General features: G+C 71.8%; 14 protein-coding genes. 3 read left to right on the top strand and 11 right to left on the bottom strand.

Features of this window, described 5'->3' with window-relative positions; all coding sequences use genetic code 11:
- Positions 1 to 105: 105 nt before the first annotated feature.
- The 7 genes from ABZ385_RS21070 to pgsA all read right to left on the bottom strand — a co-directional run bounded on the left by ABZ385_RS21070 (position 106) and on the right by pgsA (position 5971).
- Complete coding sequence (locus ABZ385_RS21070) at positions 106 to 864, bottom strand: YebC/PmpR family DNA-binding transcriptional regulator (protein WP_358585757.1); 759 nt, start codon at positions 862 to 864, stop codon at positions 106 to 108.
- Between the two features lie 77 nt (positions 865 to 941).
- A complete protein-coding gene (pdxT, locus tag ABZ385_RS21065; RefSeq protein WP_358912581.1) occupies positions 942 to 1547 on the bottom strand; it encodes a pyridoxal 5'-phosphate synthase glutaminase subunit PdxT in 606 nt (201 codons plus the stop codon).
- Positions 1547 to 2461: a pyridoxal 5'-phosphate synthase lyase subunit PdxS gene (pdxS, locus tag ABZ385_RS21060; RefSeq protein WP_358585753.1), complete on the bottom strand. Its 915-nt coding sequence runs from the start codon at positions 2459 to 2461 to the stop codon at positions 1547 to 1549. Before pdxS ends, pdxT begins: the two co-directional genes overlap by 1 nt.
- 141 nt (positions 2462 to 2602) lie before the next feature.
- Complete coding sequence (locus ABZ385_RS21055) at positions 2603 to 3148, bottom strand: hypothetical protein (protein ID WP_358585751.1); 546 nt, start codon at positions 3146 to 3148, stop codon at positions 2603 to 2605.
- A gap of 80 nt (positions 3149 to 3228) precedes the next feature.
- Positions 3229 to 4389, bottom strand: coding sequence for a glycosyltransferase family 4 protein (locus ABZ385_RS21050; protein WP_358585749.1), 1161 nt, complete (start codon positions 4387 to 4389; stop codon positions 3229 to 3231).
- On the bottom strand, positions 4386 to 5303 hold the full coding sequence (locus tag ABZ385_RS21045; RefSeq protein ID WP_358585747.1) for a phosphatidylinositol mannoside acyltransferase: 918 nt from the start codon (positions 5301 to 5303) through the stop codon (positions 4386 to 4388). Before ABZ385_RS21045 ends, ABZ385_RS21050 begins: the two co-directional genes overlap by 4 nt.
- On the bottom strand, positions 5300 to 5971 hold the full coding sequence (gene pgsA, locus ABZ385_RS21040; protein ID WP_358912579.1) for a phosphatidylinositol phosphate synthase: 672 nt from the start codon (positions 5969 to 5971) through the stop codon (positions 5300 to 5302). Before pgsA ends, ABZ385_RS21045 begins: the two co-directional genes overlap by 4 nt.
- Positions 5972 to 6229: 258 nt before the next feature.
- Here pgsA and ABZ385_RS21035 point away from each other — a divergent pair, with 258 nt between their 5' ends.
- On the top strand, positions 6230 to 8446 hold the full coding sequence (locus ABZ385_RS21035; RefSeq protein ID WP_358912577.1) for an elongation factor G-like protein EF-G2: 2217 nt from the start codon (positions 6230 to 6232) through the stop codon (positions 8444 to 8446).
- 164 nt (positions 8447 to 8610) lie between these two features.
- Positions 8611 to 10266 carry a hypothetical protein gene (locus ABZ385_RS21030; protein ID WP_358585741.1) on the top strand — a complete coding sequence of 552 codons (1656 nt, stop codon included), beginning with the start codon at positions 8611 to 8613 and terminating at the stop codon, positions 10264 to 10266.
- 6 nt (positions 10267 to 10272) lie between these two features.
- On the opposite strand, the gene ABZ385_RS21025 is transcribed toward ABZ385_RS21030, so the two are convergent.
- The 4 genes from ABZ385_RS21025 to ABZ385_RS21010 form a co-directional block, all read right to left on the bottom strand.
- On the bottom strand, positions 10273 to 10839 hold the full coding sequence (locus ABZ385_RS21025; RefSeq protein WP_358585739.1) for an HIT domain-containing protein: 567 nt from the start codon (positions 10837 to 10839) through the stop codon (positions 10273 to 10275).
- 77 nt (positions 10840 to 10916) lie between these two features.
- Positions 10917 to 12896, bottom strand: coding sequence for a threonine--tRNA ligase (gene thrS / locus ABZ385_RS21020; protein WP_358912575.1), 1980 nt, complete (start codon positions 12894 to 12896; stop codon positions 10917 to 10919).
- A 135-nt stretch (positions 12897 to 13031) separates the two neighbouring features.
- A complete protein-coding gene (locus tag ABZ385_RS21015; RefSeq protein ID WP_358912573.1) occupies positions 13032 to 14261 on the bottom strand; it encodes a hypothetical protein in 1230 nt (409 codons plus the stop codon).
- The gene (locus ABZ385_RS21010; protein ID WP_358912571.1) at positions 14261 to 14827 is read right to left on the bottom strand and encodes a DUF4365 domain-containing protein; all 567 of its coding nucleotides are present in this window, start codon (positions 14825 to 14827) and stop codon (positions 14261 to 14263) included. The genes ABZ385_RS21015 and ABZ385_RS21010 overlap by 1 nt, the downstream gene beginning before the upstream one ends.
- A gap of 167 nt (positions 14828 to 14994) precedes the next feature.
- Here ABZ385_RS21010 and ABZ385_RS21005 point away from each other — a divergent pair, with 167 nt between their 5' ends.
- Complete coding sequence (locus ABZ385_RS21005) at positions 14995 to 15720, top strand: 3'-5' exonuclease (protein WP_358585731.1); 726 nt, start codon at positions 14995 to 14997, stop codon at positions 15718 to 15720.
- Positions 15721 to 15806 lie beyond the last annotated feature (86 nt).

The raw sequence follows: 15806 nt of genomic DNA, 5'->3' as shown, positions 1-15806 counted from the left end.
CGGGGTGTGTCCCGTCGGCCCTTGCGCGCCCTGCGGGGGCGCGGAGCACTGCGGATGCGACCACGAACGAGCCGCGGCCGCATCGCCGGTGACCCGGCGGAGCGCTTACGCGTCGACCTTCGCCATGACCTCGTCGGAGACGTCGAAGTTGGCGAAGACGTTCTGCACGTCGTCGCTGTCCTCCAGGGCGTCGATCAGCTTGAAGATCTTGCGGGCGCCTTCCTCGTCCAGCTCCACCTGCATGGTGGGGACGAAGTTGGCGTCGGCCGAGTCGTAGTCGATGCCGGCCTCCTGGAGCGCGGTGCGCACCGCGACCAGGTCGGTGGCCTCGCTGAGCACCTCGAAGCTCTCGCCGAGGTCGTTGACCTCTTCGGCGCCGGCGTCCAGGACCGCGCCGAGCACGTCGTCCTCGCTCAGGTCGCCCTCGCCCTTGGGGACGATGACGACGCCCTTGCGGTGGAAGAGGTACGAGACGGAGCCGGGGTCGGCCATCGAGCCGCCGTTGCGCGTCATGGCGACGCGGACGTCGGACGCGGCGCGGTTGCGGTTGTCGGTGAGGCACTCGATGAGCACCGCGACGCCGTTCGGACCGTAGCCCTCGTACATGATCGTCTCGTAGTCGGCGCCGCCGGCCTCGAGACCGGCGCCGCGCTTGACGGCGGAGTCGATGTTCTTGTTCGGGACCGAGCTCTTCTTGGCCTTCTGGATGGCGTCGAACAGGGTCGGGTTACCGGCGGGGTCGGCACCGCCGGTACGCGCCGCGACCTCGATGTTCTTGATCATCTTCGCGAAGAGCTTGCCGCGCTTGGCGTCGATCACGGCCTTCTTGTGCTTCGTCGTAGCCCATTTAGAGTGGCCGGACATCTGCCTGTCTCCTTCGCGTTACCCAACAACCAGTAGGAACTCTCCCGGACCGTAAGGCTCCGGGGTCCCCGGAGATCCTACAAGGATCCCGCGCGCCCGTTCCCCCGCACCATCTCCACGAACAGCGCGTGCAGACGGTGGTCGCCCGTGAGTTCGGGGTGGAAGGACGTGGCGAGCGCGTTGCCCTGGCGTACGGCGACGATGTGGCCCTCGTGCTCGGCGAGCACCTCCACCTGGGCGCCGACCGACTCCACCCAGGGCGCGCGGATGAAGACACCCTCGACGGGGGCGCCCTCGACGCCCTTGACGCCGACCGCGGCCTCGAAGGACTCGTTCTGCCGCCCGAAGGCGTTGCGCCGCACGATCATGTCGATGCCGCCCACCGTCTCCTGGCCCGAGCGCGGGTCGAGGATCTTGTCGGCGAGCATGATCATGCCCGCGCAGGTGCCGTAGACCGGCATGCCCGCGCGCACCCGCGCGCGCAGCGGCTCCATGACGCCGAAGAGGGCCGCCAGCTTGGAGATGGTGGTGGACTCGCCGCCGGGGATGACCAGGCCGTCGACCTCGGCCAGCTCTGCGGGGCGCCGCACCGGCCTGGCCAGGGCGTCCGCCGAGGCCAGGGCGATCAGGTGCTCCCGTACGTCCCCCTGAAGGGCGAGGACGCCCACTACGGGAGTGGTCATCACCAGCCTCGGTTCGCGTAGCGCTCGGTCTCGGGCAGGGTGTCGCAGTTGATGCCGACCATGGCCTCGCCGAGGTTGCGGGAGGCGTCCGCGATGATCTTCGGGTCGTCGTAGAAGGTGGTGGCCTTCACGATGGCGGCGGCGCGCTTGGCCGGGTCGCCGGACTTGAAGATGCCGGAGCCGACGAAGACGCCCTCGGCGCCGAGCTGGCGCATCAGGGCGGCGTCGGCCGGGGTGGCGACGCCACCGGCGGAGAAGAGCACGACCGGCAGCTTGCCCAGCTCGGCGGTCTCCTTGACCAGCTCGTAGGGGGCGCGCAGCTCCTTGGCGGCGGCGTACAGCTCGTTGTTGTCGTAGCCGCGCAGGCGGGCGATCTCGTTCTTGATCTGGCGCAGGTGGCGGACGGCCTCGACGACGTTGCCGGTGCCGGCCTCGCCCTTGGAGCGGATCATGGCCGCGCCCTCGGCGATGCGGCGCAGGGCCTCGCCCAGGTTGGTGGCGCCGCACACGAACGGCGTGGTGAAGGCGAACTTGTCGCTGTGGTTGACCTCGTCGGCCGGGGTGAGGACCTCGGACTCGTCGATGTAGTCGACGCCGAGGGACTGCAGGACCTGGGCCTCGACGAAGTGTCCGATGCGGGACTTGGCCATGACCGGGATCGAGACGGCCTCGATGATCTCCTCGATCATGTTCGGGTCCGACATCCGGGCCACGCCGCCGTCCTTGCGGATGTCGGCGGGCACCCGCTCCAGCGCCATGACGGCCACGGCGCCGGCGTCCTCGGCGATCTTCGCCTGCTCGGCGTTGACGACGTCCATGATCACGCCGCCCTTGAGCTGCTCGGCCATGCCGCGCTTCACGCGCGCGGTGCCGGTCTCGGGCGTCGGGTTGCTGGTGGAGGGGGTGCTGGGCACGGGGTTGACCTCACTCGCTGAAGAGAAGTTTCTGCACTTCCGAGGAAACGCCCGTCCACCAGGCCACAGCAAGGGCCAATGGTTGACCGGTGGCTCATTTTTCCAGGACGCCGCTGGTCAGTACCGCGCCCGGACGACGCCTCACCCGGCGGGGCGGTCGGCCAGCGCCGTCGGCGGCTCGTCGTCCATCTCGAACGCCAGCGGGAAGGGCGCGTGCCCCGCGAGGCGGAACCAGCGGACCTTGCGGTGCCTGCGCAGGGCGCGGGCGGCGCGTACGGAGTCGTTGTGGAAGCGCCGGGCCATCGGCACCCGGCGCACGGCCGCGGCCAGTTCGGTGGCCGCCTCGTCCCCGCCGGGGGCCTCGCGTACCGCCTCGACCTGCTGGACCTCGCCGAAGATGGCCCGCAGCGCCTGGCTCAGCTCGCTCTCGGCGACCTCGCGCTGCTCCTCCTCCGCCTGCCGCGCCGCGTGCGCCGCCTCGTAGAGCACGATCGAGGCGGCCGGGTCGAGCACTCCGGAGGTGGCCAGTTCCTGGGCGACCGAGGCGCGGCGCAGCAGCTGGGCGTCGAGGGCCGCGCGGGAGGCGTCGATGCGGGCGTGCAGCCGGTCGAGCCGGCCCGCCGTCCAGCTCAGGTAGAGGCCTACCGCGAAGAGGACTACCGCGATCCAGATCAAAGTGGAGGTCACGGGCCTACACGCTAGGGCATGTCTCGAAAGTCGCGTCGGGGGGCCGGGCCCGCCGCCGGGGACCGGCGGGGCTCAGGACGTCAGTCCCTGGCCAGTCCGAACCGGGCCCGCAGCCCCGAGCGTTCGTCCTCCGCGACCGAGGCCGCGCCGTCCGTCACCGTCTCGTACACCGCGAGGATGTCCGCGGCGACGGTCGACCAGTCGAAGCGCCGCACACGCGCGCTGCCGCGCTCCCGCAGGCCCTCGCGGCGCGCGGGGTCGGCGAGGAGGCGCACCGCCGCCTCGGCGAGCGAGTCGGCGTCCTCGTTGCCGAACAGGTCGCCGGCCGCGCCCTGGTCGAGGACCTGGGCGAAGGCGTCCAGGTCGCTGGCGAGTACCGGCGCGCCCGCGGACATCGCCTCGACCAGGATGATCCCGAAGCTCTCGCCGCCGGTGTTCGGCGCCACGTACAGGTCGACGCTGCGCAGCAGCCGCGCCTTGTCCTCGTCGCTGACCATGCCGAGGAACTCCACCCGGGAGCGCAGGTCGGCGGGGAGCGTGGTCACCGCCTCGTCCTCGTCGCCGCGCCCGGCGACCAGCAGGCGCGCCTCCGGCCGCTCGGCGAAGATCTGCGGCAGCGCCTTCATGAGGACGGGCAGCCCCTTGCGGGGCTCGTCGATGCGGCCGATGAAGCCGATGGTCCCGCCCTGCCACTCCGGCTTGGGCTCGGCCTTGGCGAAGAAGTCGACGTCGACGCCGTTGGGGATGACGACCGCGTCCCCGCCCAGGTGTTCGACGAGGGTGCGGCGCGCGTACTCGCTCACGGCGATGCGGGCGCTGATCTTCTCCAGGGCGGGCTGGAGGATCGGATACGCGGCGAGCATGGCGCGGGAGCGCGGGTTGGACGTGTGGAACGTCGCGACGATGGGGCCCTGCGCCGCCCAGCACGCGAGCAGCCCGAGCGAGGGCGAGGTCGGCTCGTGGATGTGGATGACGTCGAAGGTGCCGTCGTGCAGCCAGCGGCGTACGCGGGCGGCCGACAGGAAGCCGAAGTTGAGCCGGGCGACCGAGCCGTTGTAGGGCACGGGGACGGCGCGGCCCGCCGAGACGACGTACGGCGGCAGCGGGGTCTCGTCGTCGGCCGGGGCGAGGACGGACACCTCGTGCCCCAGGCCGATGAGGTGCTCCGCCAGATCGCGGATGTGGAACTGGACGCCGCCCGGCACGTCCCACGAGTAGGGGCAGACGATGCCGATCCTCACGAGGCCTCCCCCGCCGCGGGGCCGCCGGGGCGGGGCTCCAGGTCGGCGAGCCACAGCCGCTGCAGCATGTGCCAGTCCTCCGGGTGCTCGGCGATGCCGGTGGCGAAGGCGTCTGCCAGCGCCTGCGTCATGGCAGACGTCTTCTCGGCGCGGGTGCCTGTCTCGGGGACGTCGACGGGCGGGTGGATCCGGCCGCGCATGACGGGCCCGTCGTACCAGAGGGTCACCGGGAGCAGCGCCGCGCCGGTGTGCTGGGCCAGCATCGCGGGTCCGGCGGGCATCCGGGCGGTGTCCCCGAAGAACTTCACCTCGACCCCGGAGGCCGACAGATCGCGGTCCGCGACGAGGCAGACCAGGCCGCCCGCGCGCAGCCGGCGGGCCAGCGTGCCGAAGGCGGCGCCGCCGGTGTGCGGCAGGACCTCCATGCCGAGGCTCTCGCGGTAGGCGACGAAGCGGTCGTAGAGCGACTCGGGCTTCAGGCGCTCGGCGACGGTGGTGAAAGGGGTGTCCAGTTTCCCCGCGACCCAGGCGCCCGCGAGGTCCCAGTTGCCGAGGTGCGGCAGGGCGACGACGACGCCCTTGCCCGCTTCGAGCCCGGCGGTCAGGTGGTGCACGCCCGTGACGTCGACGCCGTCCCTGACGCGCTCCCTGCTCCAGGACGGCAGCCGGAAGGACTCCATCCAGTAGCGCAGGTACGACCGCATGCCCGCCCTGGACAGCTCCGCGAGCCGCTCGGGGGTGGCGTCGGGCACCACGCGCGCGAGGTTGGACTCCAGGCGCAGCACGCCCTTGCCGCGGCGCTTCCAGACGGTGTCGGCGATGGTCCTGCCGAGCCGCTCGGCGACCGGCTCGGGGAGCTTCTTGACGGTGCTCCAGCCGAGCCCGTACAGCCCGTCGGTGAGACGGTCCTTCACTGCGCGGCCTCGTTCCCCTGGCCCGGGGCGGCCGTGGCGGCGTCCGCCTCCGCCGACTCGCGGCGCACGGTGACGACCCGCTGGACGAGCGTGACCAGGCTGCCCACGGCGACGATCCACAGGGCGATGGGCAGCAGCACCTGGATGCCGGGGACCCCGAACGCGTGGAGCCCGGAGAGGCCAGCGGCCACCAGCGAGATGACCAACCGCTCGGCGCGCTCGACCAGGCCGTTGACGGCGACGGGCAGCCCGATCGCCTCACCGCGCGCCTTGGTGTACGACACGACCTGACCGCTCGCCAGACAGAAGATGGACACGGCGCACAGGATGTTGTCGTCGCCGCGCCCGGCGTACCACAGGGCGAGACCACCGAAGATCGCGCTGTCGGCCACCCGGTCGAGGGTGGAGTCCAGGAAGGCGCCCCAGCGGCTCGAGCGGCCGAGCTGGCGGGCCATGTTGCCGTCGACGAGGTCCGAGAAGACGAACAGCGTGATGACGATGGTGCCCCAGAAGAACTCGCCACGGGGGAAGAAGACCAGCGCTCCCGCCACCACACCGGCCGTGCCGATGAAGGTCACCACGTCGGGGCTGACCCCGCGGCGGATGAGAAACGCGGCGAACGGTGTGAGGACACGCGTGAAGAATGCACGCGCGTACTTGTTCAGCATGGCCTTCCCGAGGGGTCGGTGCGCCGCGTGGCCCCGTTGGCCACCGGCCGACCCATCGTAGTCACGCCCCTGACGGACCGGCTCGCCCCCTCACGATCACGTACGACGTATGGACGCACCGGGACCCGGGTGGAAAGCTCGAAAGCACCACGGGCGCCACCCCAGCGGCCCCGCACCGGGCCCCGCGCGTCCGCGAGCAGCCGGCATCCCCGAGGGGGCTGAGCCTCCTCGACCGCGCACGTGACCGGGAGGCAAGGCATGGGCGACAAGGCGCACGCACACCCCGGAGCCGCCGGCAGGGCGGTGACGGCCGACCACCCCTCCTGTGTACGGAACGTGGTGCTGGTCGGCCACAGCGGATCGGGCAAGACCACCTTGGTGGAGGCCCTCGCGCTGACCGCGGGGGCGGTGAACCGGGCGGGCCGCGTCGAGGACGGCACCACCGTCTCCGACCACGACGAGACGGAGCACCGCCGCCAGCGCTCGGTGCAGCTGTCCCTGGTGCCCCTCGCCTGGGACGGCATCAAGGTCAATCTGCTGGACACCCCCGGATACGCCGACTTCGTCGGGGAGCTGAGGGCCGGTCTGCGCGCCGCGGACGCGGCCCTCTTCGTCGTCTCGGCGGCGGAGGGCACCGAGGGCATCACGGGCGCGACCCGCATGGTCTGGGAGGAGTGCGCGGCGGTCGGCATGCCGCGCGCCATCGTGGTCACGCACCTGGACTCGGCCCGCGCCGACTTCGCGGACATCACGCGCCGCTGCGCCGAGGCGTTCGGCGCCGACGACCCGGACGCCGTGCTGCCGCTGTATCTGCCGCTCCACGGCGAGCAGGGCCCCGACGGCCACGCGCCGGTGACCGGTCTGATCGGACTGCTCTCGCAGCGCGTGTACGACTACGCCTCCGGGGAGCGCAAGGAGTCCGAGCCGGGCGCCGACCAGCTGCCGCCGCTGCGGGAGGCACGCGAGAAGCTGATCGAGGGGATCATCGCCGAGAGCGAGGACGAGTCGCTCATGGACCGCTATCTCGGCGGCGAGGACATCGACTTCACGACACTCGTGGACGACTTGGAGCGTGCCGTGGCGCGCGGCGTCTTCCACCCCGTGCTCGCCGCCGCCCCGGCCGCCGAGGGCGCCCGGCAGGGCATCGGCACCGTCGAGCTCCTGGAGCTGGTCACGGGCGGCTTCCCGACCCCGCTGGAACACCCCGTGCCGGCCGTGACCGCACCGGACGGCACGGCGCGCGCCCGGCTCACCTGCGACCCGCGGGGCCCTTTGGCGGCCGAGGTCGTCAAGACCGCCTCCGACCCGTATGTCGGCCGGATCTCACTCGTACGTGTCTTCTCCGGCACCCTGCGCCCCGACGAGACGGTGCATGTGTGCGGGCACGGGCAGGTCGGGCGGGGCCACGAGGGCCGCTCCCTCCTCGAAGCCGACGAGCGGGTCGGCGCGCTCTCCGCCCCCTTCGGCAAGCAGCAGCGCCCGCTCACCCGGTGCGTGGCGGGCGACATGGCGTGCGTGGCCAAGCTGCACCGGGCGGAGACGGGCGACACGCTGTCGGGCAAGGACGGCCCGCTCCTCATGGAGCCCTGGGACATGCCCGATCCGCTGCTGCCGCTCGCCGTCCGGGCGCACGGCAAAGCGGACGAGGACAAGCTCTCGCAGGGGCTCTCGCGCCTGGTGGCCGAGGACCCGACGATGCGGCTGGAACAGAATCCGGACACCCACCAGCTGGTCCTGTGGTGCCTGGGCGAGGCCCACGCCGACGTGGCCCTGGAGCGGCTGCGCGGCCGGTACGGCGTGCAGGTCGACGTGGTGGCGCACAAGGTCGCCCTCCGGGAGACGTTCGCGGACAGGGCGGTGGGGCGCGGCCGCCACGTCAAGCAGTCCGGCGGGCACGGCCAGTACGCGATCTGCGAGATCGAGGTGGAGCCGCTGCCGGGCGGCAGCGGCATCGAGTTCGTCGACAAGGTCGTCGGCGGCGCGGTCCCGCGGCAGTTCATCCCGTCCGTCGAGAAGGGGGTGCGGGCGCAGGCGGCGAAGGGCGTGGCCTGCGGGTACGCGCTGGTCGATGTGCGGGTCACGCTGCTGGACGGCAAGGCGCACTCGGTGGACTCCTCCGACGCCGCGTTCCAGACGGCGGGCGCGCTCGCGCTGCGGGAGGCGGCGGCCGGCGCCGGGATCCATCTGCTCGAACCGGTCGCCGAGGTGCGGGTGCTGGTCGGCGACGACCACGTCGGCGCGGTCATGAGCGATCTGTCGGGCCGCCGCGGCCGGGTGGTCGGGACCGAGCAGGCACCCGGTGGCCGTACGCTCGTCCGGGCCGAGGTCCCCGAGATCGAGATCGGCCGGTACGCCGTGGATCTGCGCTCCCTCTCCCAGGGCACCGGACGCTTCAGCCGGGCGTACGCCCGCCACGAGCCGATGCCGGCGCAGTTGTCGGAGCGGTTCCGCGAACAGGCGCGGACCGCCCCGTAGTTGTACCGGCGCGCGCGGAGCGGCCCCCCGGCGCCCCCTGACGGATGTCGGTGCTCCCCGATACGCTGATGACCTGATCAACGGATGCGCGGGACGGCAACAGGTGTGCCGGACAAGGAAGTCGGGAAGAGCCGGGGCGAAGGCGTCGCGGCGAGGGGGCGGCAGTGGCGGACGACGGATTCGACTTCAGGCCCGGGGCCCAGGTCCCGCTCTCGGGGGCCGCGGGGCAGACGGCGGCGACGCACGCCCTCGCCTCGGCCGCGTATCGGGACGGGGACGTCGAGGAGATCCTCAAGGCCAACGGCGAGTGGCACAAGTCCGTGGTGAAGCCCGGCATGTTCTCGCTGTTCAAGCCGAGCCTCGGCGAGGCGTTCGCACGGACCGTGCAGGTGCGGATGCTCGGCGGCGGCCGCAAGCCGCTCATCCAGTCCTTCGGGATAGAGCCCCAGTCGGTGGTGGAGCACTGCCTCGCGGCCAACCGCATCCGCAAGGAGCGCGACAGCTGGCTCACGGCCGTGATGGTCCTGTGCGGGGTGCTCTTCCTGCCCGGCCTGTTCGTGTGGCTGCTCGTCTTCACCATCCGGCGCCAGGTCGCCAAGAACGACAACAAGCGCGCGGGCGCGCTGGCCACGACCGTCCTGGTCGCCATGGGCGTGCTGGCCGTCCTCGCCCTGCTCAAGCTGCCGTTCCACGGCTTCTGGGCGTGGTATCTGCGGGCGTCGATCGTCCTGCCGGTGGTGGGCTGGTTCTGGGCCAAGCAGATCGCCGAGCGCACCGCCAGGGACATGCGCGACCGGTGGGCGAGCCTGCTCTCGGGCGGCGGCATCGGCGCCAAGATCCCCGAGGCGGTGCCCGGCAGCCCCGGGGAGACGGCCGCCGAGCGGCTCCGCCAGGGCCTGGCCAGGCTCTCCGCCGAGCAGCAGAGCAACTCCGTGTTCTACGCCGGGCCCAAGGGCATACTGGGCATGGGGACACGCTGGGGCAGCTGGCAGCTGGCCGAGGAGCTGGTGCCCGCCGAGGACGGCAAGGAGATCCACCCCTTCCGCAGCTGGGACGTCATAAGGGCGGTGCACGACCAGCTCCGCATGCTGGAGCGCGGCCCGCTGCACACCGGGGGCTTTCCCACCCCGTCGATCAACCACTGGATCGTCTCCCCCATCGGGGAGAACGCCGGAGCGGTGGCCCGCCCCACCGGCACGGACGTCGAGGCCTTCCAGATCCGCGGCCACGAGATACAGCGCATCTGCAACGAACAGCAGTTCGGCAGCGGTGACCGGCACTACCTGGGCGTCCAGTTCACGCTCTGGGACGGCCAGTTGGTCATCACGATGCTGATCACGGTCACCGTGCTGCACGAGACGCTGCGCATCGAGGTCACCGGACACGCTCTCGGCCCGGTGCACTCCCTGTTCACCACCAAGCCCGAGCCCAAGACGAAGACGGTCTCCAAGGCCATCAAGTTCTGGGAGACCGTCGACCGCAACCTGCCCCTGGTCGACGCCGACGAGGTGGTGCGCCTGGCCGTGCGCGCCCCGTTCACGTGGTATCCGCCGCTCCTGGACCACCTCGGCGGCAAGCTCGTCCTGCCCGAGCCCTTCGGTCTGCGGCACGCCTGGGCCGACAAGCCGTGGCGGCACCGCTTCATGGCCGACGACGCGCTGCGCGCCGCCACCCCGGTGCTGCGCGTCGTCCACTCGGCGGCGATCAGGGTCCTCGCGGAGAACGGCGTGAACACCGAGAAGTTCGGCACCCGCTCCGGCTTCCTCAGCGGCGCGATCCAGGACCCGATGCCGAGGAAGGCGGACGTGTACGACGCGTGAGGGCGCCTAGGGCGTGTTGGCGGGCCAGGCGCTCGCGAGCATCGTGCGGGTGTCGGCGAGCAGCTGCGGCAGCACCTTCGTGTGGCCCACGACGGGCATGAAGTTGGTGTCGCCGCCCCAGCGGGGTACGACGTGCTGGTGCAGGTGGGCGGCGATGCCGGCGCCCGCCACCGCTCCCTGGTTCATGCCGATGTTGAAGCCGTGCGCCCCGGACGCGCTGCGCAGGGCCGTCATCGCCTGCTTGGTCAGCTCGCCCAGTTCGGCCGTCTCGGGGCCGGTCAGGTCGGTGTAGTCGGCGACGTGCCGGTAGGGCACGACCATCAGGTGGCCGCCGTTGTACGGGTAGAGGTTCAGCACCGCGTACACCTGCTCGCCGCGCGCGATCACCAGCCCGTCCTCGTCGGACTTGGCCGGGATGGAGCAGAAGGGGCAGCCGTCGTCGGCCCCTGGGCCCGTGGGCTTGTTCTCGCCCTGGATGTACGCCATCCGGTGGGGCGTCCACAGGCGCTGGAACGCGTCCTGCGTACCCACTCCGATCTGCTGCTCCGGCTCACTCGTCATGGTGGTCAGCATATTCCCCGGCGAGCACGTGCCGAGGGGCGGCCCCGTACGGGACCGCCCCTCATGTCCCCGCCGGCGCGGGGAGCAGGTCACACCTGTACGCGGCGCTCCACCACGTCGACGAGCTTGGCGATGGCCTCGTCACGGGCGATGCCGTTCTCCTGCGATCCGTCCCGGTAGCGGAAGGACACCGCACCCGCGTTCATGTCGTCGTCGCCGACGATGACCATGAACGGCACCTTGCTGCGCTGAGCGTTGCGGATCTTCTTCTGCATGCGGTCCGAGGAGGCGTCCACCTCGACCCGCAGCCCGCGCTTCCTGGCCTCCTCGGCGAACTCCTGGAGGTAGGGCACGTGCGCGTCGCCGACCGGGATGCCGATGGCCTGCACGGAGGCGAGCCACGCCGGGAACGCGCCCGCGTAGTGCTCCAGGAGCACACCGAAGAACCGCTCGATCGAACCGAACAGCGCCCGGTGCAGCATGACGGGCTGCTGCTTGGAACCGTCCGCCGAGGTGTACTCGAGGCCGAACCGCTTGGGCTGGTTGAAGTCGACCTGCAGGGTCGACATCTGCCAGGACCGCCCGATCGCGTCCCGCGCCTGCACCGAGATCTTCGGGCCGTAATAGGCGGCGCCGCCCGGGTCCGGCACCAGCGGAAGGCCCTGCTTCTCGGCCGCCTGCCGCAGCGCCTCGGTGGCCTCCGCCCAGTCCTCCTCGGAGCCGATGAACTTGTCGGAGTCGTCGCGGGTGGACAGCTCCAGCTCGAACTCGTTCAGGCCGTAGTCGCGCAGCAGGTCCAGGACGAAGGTGAGGAGCTTGTCGAGCTCCTCACCCATCTGCTCCTTGGTGCAGTAGATGTGCGAGTCGTCCTGCGTGAAGCCGCGCGAGCGGGTCAGGCCGTGTACGACGCCCGACTTCTCGTAGCGGTAGACCGTGCCGAACTCGAAGAGCCGCAGGGGCAGTTCGCGGTAGGAGCGGCCGCGCGACTTGAAGATGAGGTTGTGCATGGGGCAGTTCATCGCCTTCAGGCGGTAGTTCTGCCCGTCGAACTCGATCGGCGGGAACATGCCCTCCGCGTAGTGCGGCAGGTGCCCGGACGTCTCGAAGAGGTGCTCCTTCGAGATGTGCGGGGTGTTCACGAACTCGTAGCCCGAGTCCTCGTGCCGCTTGCGGGAGTAGTCCTCCATCACCTTGCGGATCACGCCGCCCTTGGGGTGGAAGACCGCGAGGCCCGGGCCCAGCTCCTCCGGGAAGGAGAAGAGGTCCAGCTCGGCGCCGAGCTTGCGGTGGTCGCGCTTCTCGGCCTCGGCGAGGAACTCCAGGTGCGCCTTCAGCTCGTCCTTCGAGGGCCAGGCGGTGCCGTAGATGCGCTGGAGCTGCGGGTTCTTCTCGCTGCCGCGCCAGTAGGCGGCGGCGGAGCGCATCAGCTTGAACGCGGGGATGTTCCGCGTGGTGGGCAGGTGCGGGCCTCGGCAGAGGTCCTTCCAGCACAGCTCGCCGGTCTTCGCGTCGATGTTGTCGTAGATGGTCAGCTCGCCGGCGCCGACCTCGGCGTCCGCGCCGTCGGCGGCGTTCGCCGCGTTGCCCTTGAGGCCGATCAGCTCCAGCTTGTACGGCTCGTCGGCCAGCTCCACGCGCGCGTCGTCGTCGCTGGTGACGCGGCGCGAGAAGCGCTGGCCCCGCTTCTGGATCTCCTGCATCTTCTTCTCGATGCGCTTGAGGTCCTCGGGGGTGAAGGGCTCCTTGACGTCGAAGTCGTAGTAGAAGCCGTCCCGGATGGGCGGGCCGATGCCCAGCTTGGCCTCGGGGAACAGCTCCTGCACGGCCTGCGCCATGACGTGCGCGGTCGAGTGGCGCAGGATGTTCAGGCCGTCCTCGGAGGAGATCTCGACGGGCTCGATCTCGTCGCCGTCGGCGACGGCGTACGCCAGGTCCTTCAGCTCGCCGGCCACGCGGGCGGCGACGACGGTGCGCTCACCGGGGAAGAGGTCGGCGGCCGTAGTGCCCGTCGTCACCACGCGCTCTTCCCGCTCGGAATCGCGTTGGATGATCACACGGACGTCTGACACCGGTCTCTCCTTGCAGAAGGGGGGTGCGGCGCTCTCTGATGCGCGCGCACTAGGGATCGTACCGAGCCAGGGGCTCCCGCCGCGAAACGGATCTTCCCGGCCGCCCGGAAGCGGCCCCTCCGCCTCGGCTCCCGGTCAGTCGGAGCGGTACGTGTCGCCGGTGCCGTACGCCTCTTCGGCGCCGCACGCCCCTTTCCCGTACGTCCCGTCCCGCTCCTGCCCGTACGTGCCGTCGAAGAAGTCGAGGTTCTCCTGGAGCGACTTCTCGAGGTGGTCCCGGTCGGCCTCGTGCACCTGGACGGGGGCCACCCCGGTCGCCCCGGTGAGCCTGCGGAAACCGCCCCGGCTCTCCAGCCGCCCGTGCACCCTGATCGGCAGCCCGACCAGATGCGCGTGGCCCGCGACGCGGTACGCCTCCTCGTCCAGGGTCATCCGTACGTGGGGGATCTCCGCCCCCGCGATCACCCGCAGCCGCACCGCGCCCGCCCCGCCCGTCGAGGAGCGGCGCATGCGGACGACGGTCCCGGTGATCCGCACCGGCACCGACGGCTCGGTGCGCAGGTAGCGGGCGCCCGCCTCGCGCAGCACGGTCAGGTCACCGGGCGAGAACTCGACGGGCCCGGCGTGCGCCGCGCAGCCCTCCGGCACGCCCGCGCCGGGCGCCCACTCCACGCCGACGCGCGCCCCCTCGGTGCCGCGCACCAACGCGACGACGGCCTCGGTCAGCTCGTGGCTGACGCCCGCCGCCACGGCGCCGTCGAAGGCGTCCATGCCGCCGGTGGCGCGCCGGTAGTCGACGGCTTCCCTGGTGGCGTACAGCGCCTGGTGCAGCCGGACCGCGAGCGGCCGCCCGCTCGCGACGGGCACGAACGCGGTCAGCCGCTGCCCGCCCGGATCGGAGGCCACCAGGATGTCTTCCAGGGCCGCGGTGGCGGGCCTGCGGTGCCGCGCCCCGTGATACCCGGCGCGCGCCCGCGCGGCGAGCGCGCCGGCCAGCAGCATCCGGCGGGCCGCGGCGTGCAGCCGCTCCGCCACCGGCCAGGTCACCGCCCCCGCGGGTCCCGTCGGCACATCGCGTGACCAGCGGACCTCGTCGCTGGGCACGGCGAGCCCCACCAGCACGTCACGGGCGGCCGGGGAGCCGCTGCGGGAGAGCGCGAGGAGGGCCTCGCCGAGGAGATCGTCGCAGTCGGGATAGGCCCGGCTCTCCGGGACGAGGAGGCTGGTGCCGCTGCCGCCGGGCCCGGGCGGTGTCCACCGGGCGTAGCGGCCGGGGGACCGACCGCGCCGCTGCCAGCCGTGCCGGGCGAGCAGCGCGCCGAGCACCGCCGGATCGATCGTGCCCGGGTCGTGGGGGCGGTGCATCAGGGTCTCCCTCCCGTCCCGACGCGCGTCATGATCTCGCAGAGCGCGCGGTCGTCGAAGATCCGCGAGGTCGGGATGCGCACGGTGGTCCTGCGCCGGCCGGTCACGGGGTGGCCGGCCAGATTGGTCCAGTAGCAGCAGTGGCGCAGATCGAGCCGGTCGTGACCGGCGCGCAGCCACTCCTCCCGCGATCTGGGCACGAGCATGACGACCAGGATCTTGTGGACCGAGACCGGCGAGCGGGCGAACTTCTCCAGGTGCGGGTTGTCGAGCGTGAAGGAGAAGGCGGGCCGCGCCGGGTCGGGCCGTATCTGGTACGTGCACTTGAGCTGGACCTTGATGGTGACCTCGTCGTCGACCGTGTGCCCGGGGGCGCTGTGGCTGACGTGCCAGTCGATGCCGTTGTCCGGGAAGGGCTGGGAGAGCGAGCATCCGGCGGCCGCCGCGACGGCGTGCAGATAGGCCACCTGGAGGGTCTCCATGCAGGCGGTGGTGGCGAGGGTGCCGCGCGGCGGTGCGATCCGCTCGGGCAGCAGCCCAGGCTGTTCGGGCCGCGCGAGCGCCATGTCCAACACGCCTTCCGAAAGCGGCTGTTCCTTGCCCGGACCATCAACGTCAAGGCTCTGTACCTCTGTTGTCTCCGGGCCGCGTACAGCGCAAACGGCCCGGGTATCACCAGCGTGGGCAGGGGATGGACGTCATCTGCCGGACCGGATCGAGGAGTTGCGTCACCATGACGTGCTGGTACGAGGGGCCCTTGGCCGCATTCGACACGGAGACCACGGGCGTCGACGTCGAGACCGACCGGATCGTGTCGGCCGCCGTCGTCGTCCAGCAGGGCGCGGGTACGCGTCCGCGCATCAGCCGCTGGCTGGTGAACCCGGGCGTTCCGGTGCCCGAGCAGGCCACCGCGGTACACGGACTGACCGAGGATCACCTTCAGCGCAACGGCCGCTGGCCCGCGCCGGTGATGGAGGAGATAGCGCGCGATCTGGCCGAACAGGGCGCGGCGGGGCGGCCGATCGTGGTGATGAACGCGCCGTTCGACCTGACGATCCTGGACCGGGAGCTGCGCAGGCACCGCGCCTCGTCGCTCGCCCGCTACACGGAGGGCTCGTCCCTGTGCGTGATCGATCCGCGGGTCCTGGACAAGCAACTGGACCGCTACCGCAAGGGGCGGCGCACGCTCAGCGACCTGTGCGCGCACTACGAGGTGGAGCTGGCCGAGGCCCATGACGCGGCGGCGGACGCGCAGGCCGCCCTCGATGTCGTACGAGCGGTGGGGCGCCGTTTCGCGGCTCGCCTGGAGCGGCTCTCACCGGCCGAGCTGCACACGCTGCAGGCGGTGTGGCACGCGGCACAGGCGCGTGGTCTCCAGGCGTGGTTCGCCAAGAGCGGCTCTCCGGAGGCGGTGGACCCGGCGTGGCCGATACGTCCCGAACTCCCGGCGGCCGCCTGAGCGTCGCCCGTCACACGGGTGGCCGACGTCGATCGCCCGGAGCGTGCGTCACCCCGGGCGGGAGAGGAGTGGATGACGGTCATCGC

This window comes from Streptomyces sp. NPDC005898 (assembly GCF_040629635.1).
Lineage (GTDB): Bacteria > Actinomycetota > Actinomycetes > Streptomycetales > Streptomycetaceae > Streptomyces.
Note: the sequence above shows the minus strand (reverse complement) of the source record. Positions and strands in the feature narration are given on the sequence as shown.